The sequence below is a fragment of the Pantoea sp. ACRSB genome, from assembly GCF_022346905.1.
GTDB classification, from domain to species: domain Bacteria; phylum Pseudomonadota; class Gammaproteobacteria; order Enterobacterales; family Enterobacteriaceae; genus Pantoea; species Pantoea piersonii.
In genome coordinates this window covers 84,309-105,593 of the sequence record NZ_JAKRNL010000008.1, presented here as the reverse complement: position 1 = coordinate 105,593, position 21,285 = coordinate 84,309, and the positions used below count along the sequence as shown (strand labels likewise).

The following is a 21,285-nucleotide window of genomic DNA, read 5'->3' as shown; positions in this document are numbered from 1 at the left end:
CGATGGCGTGCCGCGTAAGCAGTCGAACCATTATAGTTAAATTCATGATCCGGAAAAGGGTAATCAATGCCCTATTAAACATAAGGTTTTGATAAATCTGTTATAAACAACCTGTTGTTTTTACAGACTGCCGGTACTGCTGTGCGGCTTCAGCGTTACCGGTAATGCATTAAGCGCGGCCAGCAACCGCGTCCCGGTTTCGTCACAGGGCAGTAACACGAGCCGCTTCGCCCCGCTAACGCAGGCGCTGCGGGTGAGTATAAACCGTGGCGCGTCCCGGTTTGCTAAAGCCCACCAGCGTAAGGTTGCAGCGTTCCGCTACTTCCACGGCAAGACGCGTCGCCGCTGAGACGGCGAACAGGATCTCAACGCCGCACATGGCGGACTTCTGCACCATTTCATAGCTGGCGCGGCTGGAGACCAGCACCGCGCCGTCGCCCCACTCCGCGCGGCTGCGATAGCCGAGCAGCTTATCCAGCGCGACGTGACGGCCCACATCTTCGCAGCCGCCCGCCAGCTCCCCGTCCGGGCGTAGCCAGGCCGCCGCATGGGTGCAACCGGTTTGCTGGCCCACCGGCTGATAATTTTTGAGCTGGCTCAGACCGCGATCCAGCTGGGCCAGATCATAGGTCTGAGTAAAAGGCAGCGGCTGAACCGGCTTGCCAATCTGCTCCAGCTGCTCAACGCCGCATACGCCGCAGCCCGTCCGTCCCGCCAGCGCGCGACGCTGCTCTTTCAGCGCCATAAAGCGACGGCTGGAAAGCTCGATCTGCACCTCGATGCCGTTACAGCCCGGCACCACGTCCAGGCCAAAGATATCGCCCGGCGCGTCAATAATGCCTTCCGAGAGGGAAAAGCCGATAGCGAACGCCTCTAAATCTTTTGGCGTGGTCATCATCACTACGTGGGAGATGCCGTTATAAACCAGGGCGACGGGCACTTCGTCTGCCAGCCAGTCGGGCTGCGCGACGGTGAGATCGGCGCGCTGCCACACCAGCCTTTCGCTGGCGCCGGTCTGAGTTGTTAAATTTTCGCCGGTGGTTTGCGGGATAACGTTCAAGGATTACGACCTGTTATTAACAAGAAATTAAAGTGTGCGCTGCCGCACAGGCGCAGCCACGCGGCTAATTTTGCCCTGTTGTCTTCTGTAGCGCAAAAAAACCGCTATACAAATTATGCGGTGAAAAGATAGCCGATGCCGATGCGGCGCGCCTTAGTCGCGGGAATGAGAATGGTTTTCCGTTGCGCTTTAACAACCGTTTTAATAACGGAATATATTTTTATCGCTGGCCGGAAAACAAGCGGATAAAGCGACTCATCTCTAAAAGGATTTAAACAGAATTTAAAAAAAGCATTACTAAAGGCTAACTTATTGACCCCCGTCAAATAAGGCGCAGACAGGATTGTTATTTTGCATAGCTTCGCAATGGAGCCAATAAAAGAAGAAAGAAAAATGCAAATTACCAGACGGAGTTTTTTCAAAATCTGCGCTGGCGGCATGGCGGGAACCAGCGCGGCGTTGCTGGGTTTTGCCCCCGAAACCGCATTAGCCAGCGCCAGGGAATATAAGCTCGTTCGCGCCAGAGAGACGCGCAATAACTGCACTTACTGTTCCGTCGGCTGCGGCATGCTGATCTACAGCCTCGGCGACGGCGCTAAAAATGCCAGCGCCGCTATCTACCATATTGAAGGCGATCCGGATCATCCGGTCAGCCGCGGTTCGCTCTGCCCCAAAGGCGCTGGCGTGCTTGACTACATCCACAGCGACCAGCGGCTGAAGTATCCAGAGTATCGCGCGCCAGGCAGCGACAAATGGCAACGCATCAGCTGGCAGGAGGCCTTTGAGCGCATCGCCCGCCTGATGAAGCAGGATCGCGATGCTCACTTCCAGCAGACCAACGCCGCAGGCGTTACGGTCAACCGCTGGCCGACCACCGCCATGTTCTGCTCGTCGGCCGCCAGTAATGAAACCGGCCTGCTCGACCATAAATTCGCCCGCGCGCTCGGCATCGTCGCGCTGGAGAACCAGGCCCGGCTGTGCCACGGCCCGACGGTCGCCGCGCTGGCGCCCAGCTTCGGCCGAGGCGCGATGACCAATAACTGGAACGACATCAAAAACGCCGACGTGGTGCTGATCATGGGCGGCAATCCGGCAGAAGCGCACCCGGTCGGCTTTAAATGGGTAATAGAGGCGAAGAAAGGCAATAACGCGCAGGTGATTGTCGTGGATCCGCGCTTCAACCGCTCCGCCTCGGTGGCGGACCTCTATGCGCCGGTACGCGCGGGCAGCGACGTGGTGTTCCTGATGGGGGTCATCAACTATCTGTTGCAGCACAATCAGATCCAGCAGCAGTACGTGCGCGCCTTCACCAACGCCGCGCTGATCGTCAGCGACGGCTACAGCTTCGAAGAGGGCCTGTTCAGCGGTTATGACGCGGCGACGCGCCAGTACGATCGCGCTGGCTGGCACTATGAGCTGGATGAGAACGGCCACGCGCGCCGCGACGACAGTTTTAGCCACCCGCGCTGCGTGCTGAATCTGCTAAAGGCGCACGCCAGCCGCTATACCCCGGAGATGGTAACGCGCCTGTGCGGCACGCCGCATGAGACCTTCCTCGCCATATGTCGGCAGCTTGCTACCACCAGCGCGCCCAACCGCACCGCCACCATCCTCTATGCGCTGGGATGGACGCACCATACGAACGGCTCGCAGATTATCCGCACCGCCGCGATGATCCAGCTGCTGCTGGGCAATATCGGCATGCCGGGCGGCGGCATTAACGCGCTGCGCGGCCACTCTAATGTGCAGGGCTATACCGATCTCGGCCTGCTGTCGCAAAGCCTGCCGGGCTATTTGCCGCTGCCGTCGGAGAAGATGGCGACGCTGGCGGACTACCTGCAAAAGGCGACGCCCGTCGCGTCACTGCCAGGCCAGGTCAACTACTGGCAGAACACCGATAAGTTCTTTATCAGCCTGATGAAGTGCTTTTACGGCGATAACGCCACGGCGGAGAATCAGTGGGGCTACGACTGGCTGCCCAAGTGGGACAAGAGCTACGACTGCATGGCCCAGGCGGAGATGATGGAACAGGGCGCAATAAACGGCGCGCTTATTCAGGGCTTTAACCTGCTGGCCGCCTTCCCCGATAAAAATAAAGCGTGCCGCGCCCTCTCGCGCCTGAAATATATGGTCGTGATCGATCCGCTCAGCACCGAAACTGCCAGCTTCTGGCAGCCACACGGTGAATTCAACGACGTCGATCCCGCGCAGATAGCGACGGAGGTGTTCCGTCTGCCCTCCTCCTGCTTCGCCGAAGAGGATGGCTCGGTCGCCAACTCGTCGCGCTGGCTGCAGTGGCACTGGGCCGCCGCGGAGCCACCGGGCGAAGCGCTGCACGACGGCAAAATTCTCGGCAATCTCTTTTTACGCCTGCGCGAACTCTATCGTCAGGAAGGCGGCGTCGCGCCGGAACCGCTGATGGCGATGCGCTGGGACTACAGCAATCCCGCCGATCCCTCGCCGGAAGAGGTGGCGCAGGAGAGCAACGGTCGCGCGCTACAGGATGTTTACGACGCCAGCGGCAAACTGCTGCTGAAAAAGGGCCAGCAGCTTAGCTCGTTCGCCGAACTGCGTAACGACGGCAGCACCGCCAGCGGCTGCTGGATCTATGCGGGCAGCTGGACGCCGCAGGGCAACCAGATGGCGCGCCGCGATAACGCCGATCCCTCTGGCCTGGGCGCGGTTTCCGGCTGGGCCTGGGCCTGGCCAGCGAACCGCCGCATTCTCTACAACCGCGCCTCCGCCGACGAACAGGGCAAAGCCTGGGACCCGAATCGCCGTCTGATCGAGTGGGACGGCCAGCGCTGGCAGGGCATCGACGTGCCGGACTATCCGCTGACGATGGCGCCGCAGCAGCAGGCCGGGCCTTTTATCATGCAGCCGGACGGTCTGGGTCATCTCTTCGCGCTCGATAAAATGGCTGACGGGCCGTTTCCTGAGCACTATGAGCCGATGGAAAGCCCGCTGGCCGCCAATCCGCTCCATCCGCAGCAGAGCCATAGCCCGGTGGCGCGCCTCTTTACGCGCGACGCCGCACAGCTGGGCGAGGCTGCCGATTATCCCTGCGTCGCGACCACCTACTCCATCACCGAACTGTTCCGTCACTGGACGAAACATGCGTTGCTGAACGCCATCGCGCAGCCGGAGCAGTTTGTAGAGATTGGTACAGAGCTGGCGGCGGAGAAAGGCATCAAGGCGGGCGACAGCGTTAAGGTCACCTCCCGGCGCGGCTATATCAAAGCCAAAGCGGTGGTAACGCGACGTCTCCAGCGTCTGCACATTGACGGCAAACCGGTCGATACCGTCGGCATCCCCTGTCACTGGGGTTTTGAAGGCACGACGCGCAAAGGCTTTCTCGCCAATACGCTGACGCCGTCAGTGGGCGACGCTAACTCGCAAACGCCGGAATATAAAGGTTTTTTAGTGAAAGTGGAAAAGGCGTAACGGAGAACGAACATGGATTACTCCACACAGGACATTATTCGTCGCTCCGCGACCAGTTCCCTCACGCCAGCGCCGCAGGCGCGCGATCACAGGCAGCAGGTCGCCAAGCTGATCGACGTCACCACCTGCATTGGCTGCAAGGGCTGTCAGGTCGCCTGCTCGGAGTGGAACGATATTCGCGCCGAGGTTGGACACAATATCGGCATTTACGACAACCCGACCGATCTTGATGCTAAAGCCTGGACGGTTATGCGCTTCTCGGAAGTGGAAGAGAATGGCCGCCTGGAATGGCTGATCCGCAAAGATGGTTGTATGCACTGCGCCGATCCCGGCTGTCTGAAAGCCTGCCCTTCGGCGGGCGCCATCGTGCAGTACGCCAACGGCATCGTCGATTTTCAGTCCGATCACTGCATCGGCTGCGGCTACTGTATCGCGGGCTGTCCGTTTAACGTCCCGCGCATCAGCCAGCAGGATAACCGCGCTTATAAGTGCACGCTCTGCGTCGATCGGGTCAACGTGGGTCAGGAACCGGCCTGCGTCAAAACCTGTCCGACCGGCGCGATCCACTTCGGCAGTAAAGAGGAGATGCAGCAGCTGGCGACGGAGCGCGTCGCCGACCTCAAGTCGCGCGGCTTTGAAAACGCCGGTCTGTACGATCCAGCAGGCGTTGGCGGCACCCACGTTATGTATGTGCTGCACCATGCCAACAAGCCGCAGCTCTATCATGGGCTGCCGGAGAATCCCGGCATCAGCCCGACCGTAACCTTCTGGAAAGGGATCTGGAAACCGCTGGCGGCGATAGGTTTTGCCGCCACCTTCGCCGCCTCGGTGTTTCACTATGTCGGTGTAGGCCCGAATCGGGTCGAAGAGGAGCAGCATAAGGAAGAGGAAGAATGAAAAAAAGCGATCGCATCATACGTTACCGCGCGCCGGAGCGTATCAACCACTGGATTGTCGCCTTCTGTTTTGTGCTTTTGGCCCTGAGCGGACTGGGTTTTCTCTTTCCCTCCTTCAACTGGCTGCTGAATGTGCTGGGCACGCCGCAGCTGGCGCGCATCCTGCACCCCTTTATCGGCGTAACCATGTTCGTCGCCTTTATGCTGATGTTTTTCCGCTACTGGCATCACAATCTGCTGGATAAAGAGGACCTGCTGTGGGCGCGCAATATCCACAAAATTGCCCTTAATGAAGAGGTCGGCGATACTGGCCGCTATAATTTTGGCCAGAAGTGTGTGTTCTGGGCTGCTATCATCAGCTTAGTGCTGCTTCTGCTCAGCGGCGTAGCGATCTGGCGTCCCTGGTTTGCTGGTGCCTTCAGCATCCCGCTGATCCGCGCGGCGCTGCTGGTGCATTCTCTCTCCGCCGTGGGCCTGATTCTGGTGATCATGGTGCACGTTTATGCGGCGCTGTGGGTTAAAGGCACCATTACGGCGATGGTCGAAGGCTGGGTAAGCTCCGCCTGGGCGAAGAAGCACCATCCCCGCTGGTACCGCGAGCAGCGTAACCGCTCACTACAACAGGAAAAACGCCCCTGATGAGTATTCGCATCATCCCCCAAGACCAGCTGGAGAAGAGCGAAAAAACCACGGCGGATACCATTCCGCCGTTACTTTTTCCACGGCTGAAAAATCTTTATAGCCGCCGCGCCGCGCGCCTGCGCGAGCTGGCGGCAAAGAATCCCCTTGGCGATTATCTGCGTTTCGCCGCCAAGATCGCGCAGGCGCAGGAGATCGTGCTGTATGACCATCCGCTGCACCAGGATCTCTACGATCGTCTGGTGCAGAGCGCCGCCGAGGGAAAACCGCCGCTGGATATTCACACGCTGCCGCGCGATGGGCACTGGCAGCGTCTGCTGCACTCGCTTATCGCCGAGCTGAAGCCGGAGATGACCGGTCAGGCGCTGGCGGTGCTGGAGAATCTGGAAAAAACCGCCGCGGGCGAACTGGAAATCCTGGCCAGCGCGCTGCTGGCGGGCGAGTTCGCGCTGGTCAGCAGTGATAAAGCGCCCTTTATCTGGGCCGCGCTGTCGGTTTACTGGGCGCAGATGGCGGCGCTGATCCCGGGCAAAGCGCGCGCCGAATATGGCGAACAGCGGCAGTTCTGCCCGGTGTGCGCCAGCATGCCGGTCACAAGCGTCGTGCATCTCGGCACGCAGCAAGGGCTGCGCTATCTGCACTGCAATCTGTGCGAAAGTGAATGGTATGTGGCGCGCAGCAAGTGCAGCAACTGCGAGCAAACGCGCGATCTGCACTACTGGTCGCTGGACAGCGAGAAGGCGTCGGTGAAAGCAGAGAGCTGCGGCGACTGCGGCACCTATCTGAAGATGCTTTATCAGGAAAAGGATCCGGCGCTGGAGCCGGTGGCGGACGATCTCGCCTCGCTGGTGCTGGATGCGCGCATGGAGCAGGAGGGGTTCTCCCGCAGCAGCCTGAATCCCTTTCTTTTTCCCGATGAGAGCTGACTAACCTTTTGATGGCGGAGAAGAGTGATGAAACTGATCGGCAGCTATACCAGCCCATTTGTACGAAAAATATCGGTCATTCTGCTGGAAAAAGGCATTGTATTTGAATTCGTTAACGATGCGCCTTACAGCCCCGATAGCCACGTCTCGCTCCATAATCCGCTGGGCAAGGTGCCGACGCTGATTGACGATCAGCAGCAGGCCTGGTTCGACTCCTCAATCATCGCACAGTATCTGGAACTGCGCGGCGATGCGCCCGCGCTGCTGCCGGATGACGCCTGGCTGGCGCTGCATATTCGCCAGGTTGAGCGTCTGGCGGACGGCGTCAGCGACTGCGCCAGCATTATCGTGCGCGAGAAGCTGCGCGCGCCGGAGCAGCAGTCCACTGAGGTGCTGACGCGCCACCGGGAAAAAATCCTGCGCGGGCTGGATAAGCTGGAAACGATTGCGGCGGAAGGACGCTTGCTGAACAGCGGCACGCTTAATCTGGCCGATATCGCCACGGGCTGCATGATCGGCTACATCAACTTCCGTCATGTGGTGCCGAACTGGTGCGTGGATCGCCCGGCGCTGGTGAAGCTGGCGGAGAATCTGTTCCAGCGCGAAAGCTTTGCGCGCACCGCGCCGCCGGCTGCCTAGCGGTCTGTGACAATTTCTGCCAATAACATGCTCAGCGCTTAAGATATGAACCCGTATCTTAGCGCTGTAGCATAAAGCTATACGACCTGAAGGGGGCAATCATTGGTGATAAAACCTCAGATAATAAATTTTTGCAGAGATAACAAAAGGCTGTTTAAATATTTTTAATCGTCTGAAACGGCCTTAACTCATGAATATTTCTGGCCCTTTGTCAGAAATCATATTAATAATACGTAGCACCGCCTGATTAGGCTTACTTTCGCCACGCTCCCATTTAGAGACGCTTTCAACAGACATTCCAGTCGTTCGCGCCAGAGCTGATTGAGACAATTTCCAGCGTTGACGAACCTCCTTAATTTCTTCACCCGTCATAGGGCGAACTTCAGGAATATCAGCAGCTTTGATACGATTTTCGATAGTTTTAAGGGTTTCGTCTTTCACAACGCCATGCTTGTTATAGCGTCTGGCCATCGCGTAAATTTTTTTCAAATCGTCACTCATCGCACTTCACCTCGAATAGTTCTCTCTCTTCAAGAAGATGTTTTATCCTTGCATCGTCCATCTCTATAAAATCCGACGCGATATCACAAAAAATTTCTATTTCGGCATCTTCTATTTCTTTACCTTTCTTTTTAGACAACTCGCTCTTGGCGTAAAGGTAAAAAAAGTAAAGGTGCTCACCCTCATTAAAGAAAACGATTGATCGTGCTCCACCTCTTTCGCCCACTTTTGGTAAAGCAATTCGCCTTTTATAAGTGAATTTACCCAGTTGATCGCCTTTAAGGCCGCTGTAAACTTTCCGGGCTGTTTTGCAAATAATTTTATCGGTAATTCCCAGTCGCCTGCGCTCCTCATCGAACTCAGGCGTCAAATAAATGCCCATAGCTCCCTCTGCCTACCTTTCATCCGTAAGCGTTACTATAGTCTTCCTTACGGGTCAGATCAAACATCTCTCAATCTCTGTCGGCTGATTAAACAGAGTTAAACGACCCGAAAACTGTTAGTACAGGATACTTTTTAGAAAAAAAAGGCCGACAGTAATGTCGGCCTTTTCAATTTATTACTCGCTTACTGCAACAGCGAAATATCTGCCACCTGCAGGAACAGCTCGCGCAGCTTCGCCAGCAGCGTCAGGCGATTCACCCGCACCGCCTGATCGTCGGCGTTCACCATCACTTTGTCGAAAAAGTTATCGACGGCTTCGCGCAGCTGCGCCAGTTCGATCAACGCATCCTGATAGCGACCTTCAGCGAAGTACGGCTGCAGTTTGTCACCCAGCGCGGTAACAAAGGTCGCCAGCTGGATCTCTTCGTTCTCCTTCAGCAGCGACGCCTGCACGCTCTCATTCAGCGTTTCGGTCGATTTCGCCAGAATATTGGAGACGCGCTTGTTCGCCGCCGCCAGCGCCGCCGCTTCGTCGAGCGTGCGGAAGTGCGACACCGCCTTCATACGCGCATCGAAATCAGCCGGGCGAGTCGGACGACGCGCCAGCACTGCCTGCAGCGTATCGACGCTGTGGCCCTCTTCCTGATACCAGGTGCGGAAACGGCCCAGCATAAAGTCGATGACGTCATCTACAACGTTGGCGTTGCTCAGCTTGCTGCCGTACAGACGCACCGCTTCTTCCGTCAGGGTTTGCAGATCGAGCGGCAGGTTCTTCTCTACGATGATGCGCAGCACGCCCAGCGCGGCGCGGCGCAGCGCAAACGGATCTTTGTCGCCTTTCGGATGCTGACCAATGCCGAAGATGCCCGCCAGGGTATCCATTTTGTCGGCGATCGCCAGCGCGCAGGCCACTGGATTAGAGGGCAGATCGTCGCCGGCGTAGCGCGGCTGATACTGCTCATTGAGCGCCACCGCCACATCTTCAGCTTCGCCGTCGTGACGCGCGTAGTGCATCCCCATCACGCCCTGGGTGTCGGTAAACTCAAACACCATATTGGTCATCAGGTCGCATTTAGAGAGCAGACCGGCGCGCGTCGCATGATTCACGTCCGCGCCGGTTTGCGCGGCGATCCAGCCCGCCAGCGCCTGAATACGGTCGGTCTTGTCGCGCAGCGTGCCCAGCTCTTTCTGGAACAGTACGGTTTCAAGACGCGGCAGATGATCTTCCAGACGCTTTTTACGGTCGGTATTAAAGAAGAATTCAGCATCCGCCAGACGTGGGCGCACGACCTTCTCGTTACCGGCGATAATCTGCTGCGGATCGCTCGATTCGATATTGGTGACGAAGATAAAGTTCGGCAGCAGCTTGCCCGCGTCGTCGTAGACCGGGAAATACTTCTGATCGCCCTTCATGGTGTAGACCAGCGCTTCCGCCGGCACCTTGAGGAATTTCTCCTCAAAGGTTGCCGTCAGCACGACCGGCCACTCGACCAGCGAGGTCACCTCTTCCAGCAGGCTGTCGCTCAGGTCGGCATTGCCGCCCAGCTGGCGCGCCGCCGCTTCCGCATCGGCTTTGATCTGCGCCTTACGCACCGCGTAATCGGCGATGACTTTGCCGCGCGTTTCCAGGATGTCAGGATACTGGTCGGCGTGGTCGATGGTGAACTCAGGCTCGCCCATAAAGCGGTGACCGCGAATAGTGCGTCCTGCTTCAATGCCGAGAATCGTGGCCGGGATCAGCTCGTCGTCCAGCAGCAGCGTCACGGTGTGCACCGGACGCACAAACTGCACGTCGCTCGCACCCCAGCGCATCAGTTTCGGGATCGGCAGCTTGCCGAGCGCGGTAGCAATCATGCCGGGCAGCAGCGACTGGGCGGATTCGCCTTTCACCTGCGCGCGGTAAACCAGCCATTCGCCTTTATCGGTGCTCAGGCGCTCAGCCTGATCGACAGTGATGCCGTTGCCGCGCGCCCAGCCTTCCGCCGCTTTGGTCGGATTGCCGTCGGCGTCAAAGGCAGCGGACACGGCCGGGCCACGTTTTTCGACTTCGCGATCGGGCTGCGCGGCGCTCAGCTTAGCCACTTTCAACGCCAGACGGCGCGGCGCGGCATACCAGCGCACTTCGCCGTGTGCCAGACCGGCGCTATCCAGCTCGGCGGTTACCTGTGCAGCAAAGGCTTCGGCCAGGCTGCGCAAAGCTTTCGGCGGCAGCTCTTCGGTGCCGATTTCCACCAGAAACGTTTTTTCAGTCATGGCTGCCTCTTACTTGTTGTTATTGCACATCGGGAAGCCCAGCGCCTCGCGGGAGGCGTAGTAGGCTTCAGCCACGGCTTTGGTCAGGGTGCGGATGCGCAGAATATAGCGCTGGCGCTCGGTCACGGAGATCGCCTTGCGCGCGTCCAGCAGGTTAAAGCTGTGCGCGGCTTTCAGGATGCGCTCATAGGCCGGCAGCGGCAGCGGTTTTTCCAGTGCCAGCAGCTGCTGCGCCTCTTTCTCGTAGTGCTCGAAGCAGGTAAAGAGAAAATCGACGTCGGCGTATTCGAAGTTGTAGGTGGACTGCTCTACTTCGTTCTGATGGAACACGTCGCCATAGGTGGTTTTACCCAGCGGGCCGTCGCTCCAGACCAGATCGTAAACGCTGTCAACGCCCTGGATATACATCGCCAGTCGCTCAAGGCCGTAGGTGATCTCGCCGGTCACCGGCTTACACTCCAGGCCGCCCACCTGCTGGAAGTAGGTAAACTGCGTCACTTCCATGCCGTTGAGCCACACTTCCCAGCCGAGACCCCAGGCGCCCAGCGTCGGGTTTTCCCAGTTATCTTCCACGAAGCGAATATCATGCACAGTGGGATCGATGCCTAACTCTTTCAGCGATCCGAGATACAGCTCCTGAATGTTGTCCGGCGACGGCTTGATAATCACCTGGAACTGGTAGTAGTGCTGTAAGCGGTTCGGGTTTTCGCCGTAGCGGCCGTCGGTAGGTCGACGCGACGGTTGCACGTAGGCTGCGGCAATCGGCTCTGGTCCGAGTGCGCGCAGGCAGGTCATAGGGTGTGAAGTGCCAGCGCCCACTTCCATGTCCAGCGGCTGAACGATGGTGCAGCCCTGACGCGCCCAGTAATCCTGCAATGTCAGGATCAGGCCCTGAAAGGTTTTGGTATCAAACTTTTGCATGATGATTTCGCACGCGAGTCGGGTAGATGAAAAAAGAGTGCGACAGTATACCCTTTGACCGCGCGATGTGCAGCCGGAAATCCTGCCGGGCGTCGCGTCGCCAGACGGCTCCGAATCCTGACGCGAAAAGTTGTCGCGCGCATCGCGACTGTCTACCCTTCTTCGCACTAATGTGATGCGCAAGAGGACCCGATGTCGCAAAAGATTTGCTGGATCGACAATTTACGCGCGGTCGCCTGTTTGATGGTGATCGTGATCCATACCACCACCTGGTATATCACCGGCCCGATGGCGGTGACCGGTCACTGGTGGGATATCGCCAACCTGCTTAATTCAGCGTCGCGCGTCTGCGTGCCGCTCTTTTTTATGATCTCCGGCTACCTGTTCTTCGGCGAACGCAGCGCGCAGCCGCGCCATCTGCTGCGACTGGTGCTCTGTCTGCTGTTTTACAGCGCGGTCGCGCTGGCCTATATCACCTGGCTGACGCCCATCAGCGAGGGGCGCTCGCTGCTAAAAATGCTGCAAAAGCCGGTGTTTTATCATTTGTGGTTTTTCTTTGCGCTGATTGGCATCTATCTGCTGTCGCCGCTGATTCAGGTGAAAGCGGTGCAGGCGCGCTATGTGACGCTGCTGGTTTTGGTGCTGGCGGTGCTGGCGAACCCGAACACGGTGGATCAGGCGGTCGGCCCCTTTCACTGGCTACCGGTGAATCTCTACGTCAGCGGCGACAGCATCTATTACCTGCTCTACGCCCTGCTGGGACGCGCTATCGGCACCATGGAAACCGAAAAACGCGGCGTGACGCCGCTGGCGGCGGGGCTGTTCATCGCCTGCGTCATCGGCATTACGTTAGGAACAAAACAGGCGCTGATCGCCAACGGCGCGTTCAACGATCGCTGGTATCTCTACTGCGGCCCGCTGGTGTTTATCGCCGCCATCAGCCTGCTGGTGCTGTTCAAGAATGCGCTAAGCGCCCGGACGCTGCCGGTGCTCGGCACGCTTTCTCGTTATTCGCTGCCGATCTACGGCTTTCACGCGCTCTTTATCCACTTCCTGCGCACCCGCCACTATGACGATATGTCGCGGCCGCTGCTCGATCTCCCCTGGGTGTTCGGCGTGACGCTGGGGGGCAGTCTGCTGCTGGCGATGGGTCTTCAGCGTCTCGATAAGCGTCACTGGGTAAGCTGATCGCGCCAGCGGTCACGGGCGCGTCGCAGCTGGCGCGCCGAAGAGAAACCCGCCGCCAGCGCCGCTTTTTCCGCGCCTTCGCCCTGCTGCTGGCGCTGGCGCGCGATGCCCAGCCGCAGCTGCTCGTGGTATTCACGCACGCTAATACCCAGATGCTGCCGGAACAGGCGCACCAGATGGCGGCCGCTGACGTGAACGCGTGCGGCGAGATCCTTCAGCGACCAGCCGCGCTCGGGATGCGCGATCATCACGTCCTGCGCCCGGTGTATCGCCGGGTGCAGATGATTGCGATAGCGCAGCCAGGGCGACAGCTGCGGATCGTCGCCGGAGCGGCGGAACCACACCACCATGTCACGCGCGACCTCCAGCGCGATCTGCGCGCCGCACAGCCGGTTAATCAGGTGTAAGGAGAGGTCGATCCCGGCGGTGATACCTGCGCTGGTCCAGATATTGCCGTCATCGACAAAGACGCGATTCTCCTTTACCAGCGCGGCGGGCGCGGCAGATTTCAGGCGTGACAGCACATCGTGATGGGTCGTGCACTGCACGCCGTCGAGCAAACCGGCCTCTGCTGCCAGCAGCGCGCCGGAACAGACGCAGATAAGGGAAAACTGCTGCGCGCGCAGCAGCGGCTGCTGTCGTTGCAGCCAGCGCCGCGCCATCTCCGCCTGCGGCGTAGCGAACCAAACTGCAGAATCATAAACCCTTGGCACCACCAGCAGGCTGTCGGGCGGCAGGTTTTCCGGCAGCGGCTCGATGCCGGCGATGGTCATCTGCGTGGAGCTTAAAACGGCCTCCTGCGGGCCGATATAGCGCAACGTAAAGCGATCTCCCGCCAGCCGCAGCGTCTCCGCCGGTCCGGTCAGGTCGAGCGCCATCACGCCGGGCAGGGTAAGAAACAGGACGGTTTGCGGCATTGCGGCATTCCTTGTTGTCAGACGCGCGCCAGGCACGCTTCCACGCTCACGATCTCGGCAAAGCGGTTGACCAGCACAGTTTCGGTACGGTGAATAAGCTCGGCGCTGCTGAGCGTAATGCCGTTATGCGTCATCGGGAAAGTCAGGGTCGCTTCGCTGACAAACAGTACCTTAAAACCGAGATCGGACGCCACGCGCGCGGTGGTTTCGCAGCACTGTTCGCTGCGAATGCCGCTGATAATCAACGTATCGATCGCCTGCTCGTTCAGCCAGGGCAGCAGACCCGATTCGGTCAGGGCGTTGTGAACCCGTTTCTGGACGCTCAGCGTCGCCTTGTGCTGCAAAAATTCCATTCGCTTCACCCAGCCGGACGCCAGCGCGAAGGGGCCTTCCGGCGCGACGTGAAACACGTCCAACACAGGGAGCCCTTTCGCCTGGCAGCCTGCGATCAGCGCGCTGATGTGGTGCTGAAACGCCGGAAAGTCATCTTCCTGCCAGAAATCGCGGTGGAGAAAAGATTGCTGAACATCAATTACCAACAGAGCTGCCTGCGCCATTTTGCGCCTCCTGAGATATGAACCCAGGCCCATCATGACGGGCCTGGAGCGCAGCAGGAAGGCCAAATCGGGACAGGATAGCGACAGCGCGGGACAGGCTTACTGCATCAGCGGCGCAAGCTGCGTATAGAGACGAGCAAAGGTGTCGCGCAGCGGCTGATAGCGCTGATGGTTCGCCGCATCAGGCTGATGGCGCTGCACCCGCGTTAAGGCGGGCAGCATCGCCTGCGGTTCGATCGCCAGCTGCGCCAGACGCGCCGCGCCCAGCGCCGGGCCGACTTCACCGCCCTGACAGTAATCAAGCGTCTGACCGCTGATATCGGCCAGCATCTGCCGCCACAGCGCGCTGCGCGCGCCGCCGCCGATCAGCATAATGCTGGAGGGCGTGACGCCGCACTCGTGCACCGCATCCATGCCCTGCGCCAGCGCATAACCGACCCCCTCCAGCACCGCCCGCGCCAGCTCTGGCCGACGGTGCTGATGCGTCAGGCCGAAAAAGACGCCTGTCGCCTGCGGGTTGTTGTGCGGCGTGCGCTCGCCGGAAAGATAGGGCAGAAACCACAGCGGCGGCGCGCTTTCATCGGCGCGCTCCGCTTCCGCCAGCAGCTGCGGCACGTCTGCGCAGCCGGTCAGCGCTGCGGCCCAGTCGAGGCAGGCAGCGGCGCTGAGTATGACCGACATCAGATGCCAGCGCTGCGGCAGCGCATGGCAGAAGCTGTGCACCGCGCGCTGCGGGTTGCTCAGGTAGCCGTCGCTTACCACGAAATAGACGCCGGAGGTGCCGAGCGACAGCATACCCTGCCCTGGCTCGGTCATCCCGACGCCCACCGCGCCTGCGGCATTGTCGCCGCCGCCCGCCACCAGCGGCACCGGCGGCAAGCCCCAGCGCGCCGCAATCTCGCGGCTTAGTGAACCGGTTACGGCGTTGCCTTCGAACAGCTGCGGCATCTGGTCGCGCGTCAGCCCGCAGGCGTCGAGCATAACGTCGCTCCAGTCGCGCCGCGCCACGTCCAGCCACATCGTGCCCGCCGCGTCGGACATGTCGCTGGCGAAGTCGCCGCTCAGCCGCCAGCGCAGATAATCTTTTGGCAGCAGCACCTTCGCCACCCGTTGAAAAATCTCCGGTTCATGCTGCCGTACCCACAGCAATTTGGGCGCGGTAAAGCCAGGCATCATCAGGTTGCCGGTGATCTGGCGCGATTCCGGCACGCGCTGCTCCAGCTCGCGGCACTGTTCGCCGCTGCGTCCGTCATTCCATAAAATGGCCGGGCGCAGTACCTGATGCGCGGCGTCCAGCAGCGTCGCACCGTGCATCTGACCGCTCAGGCCGATGGCTCTGACCTCGCTCAGGCTGTGCTGCAGCGCCAGCGCCTGCATCGCCCGATCGGTCGCCAGCCACCAGCTTTCGGGATCCTGCTCGCTCCAGAGCGCGTGCGGACGCGACACCTGCAGCGGCGCGCTGCTTACCGCCGCCACCTGCCCCTGCGCGTCCAGCAGCGCTACCTTGACCCCGGACGTGCCTAAATCGATCCCGATATACATGCCTTACTCCCGGTTATCTCAGAAATCATAAAGATAGTGGTTTACCAGGTTTTCCAGCTGCTCCTGGCGACCGCTGCGATGCTGCGGATTAAACTGCTGCTGCTGAGCATGCGCCGCCAGCGAAGCGAGGGAAAATTCTCCTTTCAGGATTTGCTGGCCGAACTCACCATTCCAGCCGCTGTAACGTTGCGCCACGCGCTTGTCCAGCTCGCCCGCTTCCACCATACGCGCCGCTGCCTTCAGCGCCAGCGCCATCGTGTCCATCGCGCCGATATGGCCGTAGAAGAGATCGTATTTGTCGGTGCTCTGGCGACGCACTTTGGCGTCGAAGTTCAGCCCGCCGGTAGTGAAGCCGCCCGCTTTAATAATTTCGTACAGCACCAGCGCATTCTCTTCGACGCTGATCGGGAACTGGTCGGTATCCCAGCCGCACTGTATGTCGCCGCGGTTGGCATCCACCGAGCCGAAAATACCCAGCGCGATGGCGGTAGCGATCTCATGATGAAACGAGTGACCCGCCAGCGTGGCGTGGTTCGCCTCGACGTTCACCTTGATCTCTTTTTCCAGGCCAAACTGCTTCAAAAAGCCGTAAACCGTTGCCACGTCATAATCATACTGATGTTTGGTTGGCTCCTGGGGTTTCGGCTCGATGAGCAGCGTGCCCTGGAAGCCGATTTTATGTTTGTGCTCCACCACCATCTGCATAAAGCGCCCAATCTGTTCGCGCTCCTGGCGCAGATCGGTATTGAGCAGGGTTTCATAGCCCTCGCGGCCGCCCCACAGCACGTAGTTTTCGCCGCCCAGCGTCTGCGTCGCCTGCATGGCGCTACAAACCTGGCTCGCCGCCCAGGCGAAGACTTCCGGATCGGGACTGGTCGCCGCGCCTGCGCCGTAGCGCGGATGGGTAAAGCAGTTGGCGGTGCCCCACAGCAGCTTCACGCCGCTCTCCTGCTGTTTTTCCAGCAGCTTGTCGGTCATCACCGCAAAATTTTCCTGATAGCTGCGCAGCGAGTCCCCTTCCGGCGCGACGTCAACGTCGTGGAAGCAGTAGTAAGGCACGTTCAGCTTGTGGAAGAACTCAAACGCCACGTCTGCCTTCAGCTTTGCCAGCTGCAGCGCGTCGCCGCTCTTTTGCCACGGACGGTCAAAAGCGCCGACGCCGAACATATCCGCGCCGTTCCAGCAGAAGGTATGCCAGTAGCAGGCGGCGAAACGCAGGTGTTCGGCCATAGTTTTGCCAAGAATAACTTCGTCAGGATTGTAATGACGAAAAGCCAGTGGATTGGTGCTCTTTACCCCTTCAAAACGAACGCGTTCGATCTGGTCGAAATAGGCGTGCATGTTTCGCTCCTCAGCGTGAAAATCCGGACAGTCGGCCGTGAGCCTTTATATTGCTTGCGCCTTTTCTGCTGGCTCAATTACGATATTTCACACTCAGATTGAGATAATTATTATTTGTGCGTCTGCTCGCAAATTAATAACAACTTCCGCTACATCTGCCCTCCGCTCCTCTTAAAAACGTTAAATATCGATCCCGCTCATAAAAACAGAAATAAACCAAAAAACGTAATCGCCGGATAAAAATCAGTAATTGAAGTTGGCGGAAGCTCAGGTCAACAATTCATTCGCCTGGACCAATGCGATAACGACAACAGCCTCTACCTACAGGATAAAAATCATGAAAATGAAACTTACGCTGTTAGCCGCCTGCGCCGCGCTGGCGCTCGTCAGTCATGCTGGCTTAGCGAAAGAAGTAAAAATCGGTATGGCGATTGACGACCTGCGCCTTGAGCGCTGGCAAAAAGACCGCGACATCTTCGTCAGGCAGGCGGAGTCGCAGGGCGCGAAAGTGTTCGTGCAGTCGGCAAACGGCAATGAAGAGACGCAAATGTCGCAAATTGAAAATATGATCAACCGCGGCGTCGATGTGCTGGTGATCATTCCCTATAACGGCCAGGTATTAAGCAATGTCGTCGCCGAGGCGAAACGTGAAGGGATTAAGGTGCTGGCCTATGACCGCATGATAAATAACGCGGATATCGATTTTTATATATCGTTTGATAATGAGAAAGTTGGCGAACTTCAGGCGGAAAGTATTGTTAAGCAGGTGCCGAAAGGAAACTATTTCCTGATGGGCGGCTCACCGGTGGATAATAACGCACACCTGTTCCGCGCCGGTCAGATGAAGGTGTTAAAACCCTACATCGACAACGGCAGCATTAAAATAGTGGGCGATCAGTGGGTCGATGCCTGGCTGCCGGAAAACGCGCTGAAAATAATGGAAAACGCCCTGACCGCCAACAGCAACCATATCGACGCCGTGGTCGCCTCCAACGACGCCACCGCAGGCGGCGCGATTCAGGCGCTGAGCGCACAGGGGCTGGCGGGCAAAGTCGCCATCTCCGGCCAGGACGCCGATCTCGCCGCCATCAAGCGCATTATTAACGGCACGCAAACCATGACCGTCTATAAACCCATCACCCAGCTCGCCAACGAAGCCGCCAATATCGCTATTGAGCTGGGCAACGGCAAAACGCCCGCCAGCAACGGCAAGCTGAATAACGGCCTGAAAGAGGTGCCCTCTCGCCTGCTGACGCCGATTCAGGTCAATAAAGAGAATATCGAAAGCACCGTGGTGAAAGACGGTTTCCATAAACAGAGCGAGCTCTGAGCGCGCGCGCCGCGAAGAGGAGAGATCGATGCTGCTGGAAATGAACAATATCACCAAGCGTTTCGGCGCGGTGAAGGCGCTGGATAACGTCAGCCTGCGGCTGGAGAGCGGCGAAGTCATGTCGCTGTGCGGCGAAAACGGCTCGGGTAAATCCACGCTGATGAAAATCCTGTGCGGGCTTTACCCACACGGCGAGTTCGACGGAGAGATCCAGTTCGCCGGAGAGAAGATTCAGGCGCAGACCATTCGCGATACCGAACGCAAGGGCATTGTGATTATCCATCAGGAGCTGGCGCTGGTGCGCCAGCTGACGGTGATGGAGAACATCTTTCTCGGCACGGAGCTGGGCCGCTTCGGCATTGTCGATGACGAAACCATGACGCTGCGCTGCCAGCAGCTACTGGCGCGGGTGAAGCTCGACGTCTCGCCTGACGCCCGGGTCGGCGACCTGGGGCTGGGACAGCAGCAGCTGGTCGAGATCGCCCGCGCGCTGAACAAGCAGGTGCGGCTGCTGATCCTTGATGAGCCGACCTCTTCGCTTACCGAGCGTGAAACCGAAGTGCTGCTGAGCATTATTCACAACCTGCGCGATCACGGCATCGCCTGCATCTATATCTCGCACAAGCTGAACGAGGTTAAAGCGATCTCCGATACCATCTGCGTGATCCGCGACGGCAAGCATATCGCCACCCGGCCAGCCGCCGGACTCAGCGAGGATGACATCATCACCATGATGGTGGGACGCGAGCTGACCGCGCTCTACCCGCATCAGCGACACACTATCGGCGAAACGGTGCTGCGCGTCGAACATCTGACCGCCTGGCATCCGGTTAACCGTCAGGTGCGCCGCGTCAACGACGTCTCCTTCAGCCTGAAGCGCGGCGAAATCCTCGGCATCGCCGGGCTGGTCGGCGCGGGCCGCACCGAAACGGTTCAGTGCCTGTTCGGCGTCTGGCCCGGCCGCTGGCAGGGCGATATCTGGATAAACGAAAAAAAGGTGCAGATCCGCGACTGCCAGCAGGCGATTGCGCAGGGCATCGCGATGGTGCCGGAGGACCGCAAAAAAGATGGCATCGTGCCGCTGATGGGCGTCGGGAAAAATATTACCCTGGCGGCGCTGGACCAGTTCAGCCACCGCTTTGCGCCGCTCGATGAGACGCGCGAGCAGCACGTTATTAACGCGTCGATCGCGCGACTGCGGGTCAAAACCTCTTCGCCGGAGCTGGCGATCGGCCGACTGAGCGGCGGCAACCAGCAAAAAGCGATTATCGCCAAATGTCTGCTGCTGAACCCGCAAATTCTTATCCTCGACGAACCGACGCGCGGCATCGACGTTGGCGCGCGTCAGGAGATCTATCTGCTGATCAACAGTCTGGTACAGCAGGGGATCGCCGTGATCGTTATCTCATCTGAACTCCCTGAAGTGCTGGGCCTGAGCGATCGCGTTCTGGTGATGCATGAAGGGCGGATCAAAGCCGATCTGATTAATAACAACCTGACTCAGGAGCAAGTTATGGAAGCGGCCCTGCGGAGTGAACATTATGCTTAAAACCGAAAGTCGTCAGGGCACGCTGCCGGGCGCGCCGTCGCCGGGTAAATTTTCGCTGCCTAATCTACAGGTGCTGGTGATGCTGGGCGCAATTGTGGTTATCGCCCTGTTTTTTACCTGGACCACCGACGGTGCCTGGCTCAGCCCGCGCAATGTCTCTAACCTGCTGCGTCAGACCGCGATCACCGGGATTCTGGCGGTCGGCATGGTGTTCGTGATTATTTCAGCAGAGATCGATCTGTCGGTTGGATCGATGATGGGCCTGCTGGGCGGCGCGGCGGCGATTTTCGACGTCTGGCTCGGCTGGCCGCTGCCGCTGACGATAGCGGTGACGCTGCTGATGGGGCTGCTGCTGGGCACCTGGAACGGCTGGTGGGTCGCCTACCGCAAAGTGCCGTCGTTTATCGTCACGCTGGCCGGAATGCTGGCGTTCCGCGGCATTCTGGTGGGGATCACCAACGGCACAACGGTTGCGCCGACCACGCCTGCGATGTCGCAGATTGGGCAGAGCTATCTCTCCGACGGCGTCGGCTTCGGTTTCGGCATCGCCGGGCTGGCGCTCTTTATGCTGTGGCAGTGGCGGCTGCGGCTGCGCCGTCAGCAGCTCGGACTGACCCAGCCTGCCGCTGGCGGTACGGTGGCGCGTCAGGCGCTGACCGCCGTCCTGGTGCTGGGCGCGATCTGGCTGTTGAATGACTATCGCGGCGTGCCGACGCCGGTGCTGCTGCTGGCTTTGCTGCTGCTGGGCGGTATGTTTATGGCGACGCGCACCGCTTTTGGCCGTCGTATCTATGCTATCGGCGGCAACCTGGACGCCGCGCGGCTGTCGGGCATTAACGTGGCGCGTACCAAGCTGGCGGTATTCGCCATCAACGGCGTGATGGTGGCGATCGCCGGTTTGATCCTGAGTTCGCGCCTCGGCGCTGGCTCGCCGTCGGCGGGCAATATCGCCGAACTGGATGCGATTGCCGCCTGCGTGATCGGTGGCACCAGCCTGGCGGGCGGCGTGGGTTCGGTTGCGGGCGCGGTGATGGGCGCCTTTATTATGGCCTCGCTGGATAACGGCATGAGCATGATGGATGTGCCCACCTTCTGGCAGTACATCGTTAAAGGAGCGATTTTGCTGCTGGCAGTGTGGATGGACACCGCCACGCGCCGCCGGGTGTAATCGCGTCGGCGATCACAACCTGGCGCAAAC

At 59.2% G+C, this 21,285-nt stretch carries 19 protein-coding genes; 9 read left to right on the top strand and 10 right to left on the bottom strand.

Annotated features, from left to right (window positions below):
- Window positions 1-235 precede the first annotated feature (235 nt).
- Both fdhD and MHZ89_RS19665 read right to left on the bottom strand, forming a co-directional pair.
- Window positions 236-1,051: a formate dehydrogenase accessory sulfurtransferase FdhD gene (gene fdhD / locus MHZ89_RS19670; protein WP_409373370.1), complete on the bottom strand. Its 816-nt coding sequence runs from the start codon at window positions 1,049-1,051 to the stop codon at window positions 236-238.
- Window positions 1,052-1,173: 122 nt separating this feature from the next.
- On the bottom strand, window positions 1,174-1,605 hold the full coding sequence (locus tag MHZ89_RS19665) for a hypothetical protein (RefSeq protein ID WP_311784384.1): 432 nt from the start codon (window positions 1,603-1,605) through the stop codon (window positions 1,174-1,176).
- On the opposite strand from MHZ89_RS19665, the gene fdnG reads away from it, so the two are divergent.
- From fdnG to MHZ89_RS19640, 5 genes are read left to right on the top strand one after another with little or no spacing between them, the layout of a single operon-like run.
- Window positions 1,499-4,504 (top strand): formate dehydrogenase-N subunit alpha, encoded by a 3,006-nt coding sequence (gene fdnG, locus MHZ89_RS19660; protein ID WP_311784369.1) that lies wholly within the window; start codon window positions 1,499-1,501, stop codon window positions 4,502-4,504. The two genes, MHZ89_RS19665 and fdnG, sit on opposite strands and share 107 nt — an antisense overlap.
- A 12-nt stretch (window positions 4,505-4,516) precedes the next feature.
- Window positions 4,517-5,401: a formate dehydrogenase subunit beta gene (fdxH, locus tag MHZ89_RS19655; protein ID WP_311784368.1), complete on the top strand. Its 885-nt coding sequence runs from the start codon at window positions 4,517-4,519 to the stop codon at window positions 5,399-5,401.
- A complete protein-coding gene (fdoI, locus tag MHZ89_RS19650) occupies window positions 5,398-6,039 on the top strand; it encodes a formate dehydrogenase cytochrome b556 subunit (protein ID WP_311784367.1) in 642 nt (213 codons plus the stop codon). Before fdxH ends, fdoI begins: the two co-directional genes overlap by 4 nt.
- Window positions 6,039-6,965 carry a formate dehydrogenase accessory protein FdhE gene (gene fdhE / locus MHZ89_RS19645; RefSeq protein ID WP_311784366.1) on the top strand — a complete coding sequence of 309 codons (927 nt, stop codon included), beginning with the start codon at window positions 6,039-6,041 and terminating at the stop codon, window positions 6,963-6,965. Before fdoI ends, fdhE begins: the two co-directional genes overlap by 1 nt.
- A 27-nt stretch (window positions 6,966-6,992) precedes the next feature.
- Entirely contained in the window at window positions 6,993-7,604 is a 612-nt protein-coding gene (locus MHZ89_RS19640; RefSeq protein ID WP_311784365.1) for a glutathione S-transferase, read from the top strand.
- 183 nt (window positions 7,605-7,787) lie between these two features.
- Here the strand turns inward: MHZ89_RS19640 and MHZ89_RS19635 are convergent, their stop codons facing one another.
- The 4 genes from MHZ89_RS19635 to glyQ all read right to left on the bottom strand — a co-directional run bounded on the left by MHZ89_RS19635 (window position 7,788) and on the right by glyQ (window position 11,663).
- The gene (locus tag MHZ89_RS19635; protein ID WP_311784364.1) at window positions 7,788-8,105 is read right to left on the bottom strand and encodes a helix-turn-helix domain-containing protein; all 318 of its coding nucleotides are present in this window, start codon (window positions 8,103-8,105) and stop codon (window positions 7,788-7,790) included.
- Window positions 8,098-8,487, bottom strand: coding sequence for a type II toxin-antitoxin system RelE/ParE family toxin (locus MHZ89_RS19630; protein WP_311784363.1), 390 nt, complete (start codon window positions 8,485-8,487; stop codon window positions 8,098-8,100). The genes MHZ89_RS19635 and MHZ89_RS19630 overlap by 8 nt, the downstream gene beginning before the upstream one ends.
- Window positions 8,488-8,672: 185 nt before the next feature.
- Complete coding sequence (gene glyS, locus MHZ89_RS19625) at window positions 8,673-10,742, bottom strand: glycine--tRNA ligase subunit beta (RefSeq protein ID WP_311784362.1); 2,070 nt, start codon at window positions 10,740-10,742, stop codon at window positions 8,673-8,675.
- A 9-nt stretch (window positions 10,743-10,751) separates the two neighbouring features.
- Entirely contained in the window at window positions 10,752-11,663 is a 912-nt protein-coding gene (gene glyQ, locus MHZ89_RS19620; RefSeq protein ID WP_311784361.1) for a glycine--tRNA ligase subunit alpha, read from the bottom strand.
- 192 nt (window positions 11,664-11,855) lie between these two features.
- Between glyQ and MHZ89_RS19615 the strand changes: the two genes are divergently transcribed.
- Window positions 11,856-12,851 (top strand): acyltransferase, encoded by a 996-nt coding sequence (locus MHZ89_RS19615; RefSeq protein WP_311784360.1) that lies wholly within the window; start codon window positions 11,856-11,858, stop codon window positions 12,849-12,851.
- Here MHZ89_RS19615 and MHZ89_RS19610 read toward each other — a convergent pair.
- The 4 genes from MHZ89_RS19610 to xylA all read right to left on the bottom strand — a co-directional run bounded on the left by MHZ89_RS19610 (window position 12,836) and on the right by xylA (window position 17,208).
- Entirely contained in the window at window positions 12,836-13,768 is a 933-nt protein-coding gene (locus MHZ89_RS19610) for a helix-turn-helix domain-containing protein (protein ID WP_311784359.1), read from the bottom strand. The genes MHZ89_RS19615 and MHZ89_RS19610 overlap by 16 nt on opposite strands.
- A 17-nt stretch (window positions 13,769-13,785) precedes the next feature.
- A complete protein-coding gene (locus tag MHZ89_RS19605) occupies window positions 13,786-14,325 on the bottom strand; it encodes an isochorismatase family protein (protein WP_311784358.1) in 540 nt (179 codons plus the stop codon).
- Between the two features lie 99 nt (window positions 14,326-14,424).
- Window positions 14,425-15,867, bottom strand: a complete 1,443-nt coding sequence (gene xylB / locus MHZ89_RS19600; RefSeq protein ID WP_311784357.1) for a xylulokinase — start codon at window positions 15,865-15,867, stop codon at window positions 14,425-14,427.
- Window positions 15,868-15,885: 18 nt separating this feature from the next.
- Window positions 15,886-17,208, bottom strand: a complete 1,323-nt coding sequence (xylA, locus tag MHZ89_RS19595; RefSeq protein ID WP_311784356.1) for a xylose isomerase — start codon at window positions 17,206-17,208, stop codon at window positions 15,886-15,888.
- 337 nt (window positions 17,209-17,545) lie between these two features.
- Here xylA and xylF point away from each other — a divergent pair, with 337 nt between their 5' ends.
- Genes xylF through xylH form a run of 3 tightly spaced genes read left to right on the top strand, consistent with a single transcriptional unit; the run spans window position 17,546 to window position 21,255 of the window.
- Window positions 17,546-18,538, top strand: coding sequence for a D-xylose ABC transporter substrate-binding protein (xylF, locus tag MHZ89_RS19590; protein WP_311784355.1), 993 nt, complete (start codon window positions 17,546-17,548; stop codon window positions 18,536-18,538).
- Window positions 18,539-18,566: 28 nt separating this feature from the next.
- The gene (locus MHZ89_RS19585) at window positions 18,567-20,087 is read left to right on the top strand and encodes a xylose ABC transporter ATP-binding protein (protein WP_311784354.1); all 1,521 of its coding nucleotides are present in this window, start codon (window positions 18,567-18,569) and stop codon (window positions 20,085-20,087) included.
- Window positions 20,080-21,255 (top strand): xylose ABC transporter permease XylH, encoded by a 1,176-nt coding sequence (gene xylH / locus MHZ89_RS19580; RefSeq protein WP_311784353.1) that lies wholly within the window; start codon window positions 20,080-20,082, stop codon window positions 21,253-21,255. Before MHZ89_RS19585 ends, xylH begins: the two co-directional genes overlap by 8 nt.
- Window positions 21,256-21,285 lie beyond the last annotated feature (30 nt).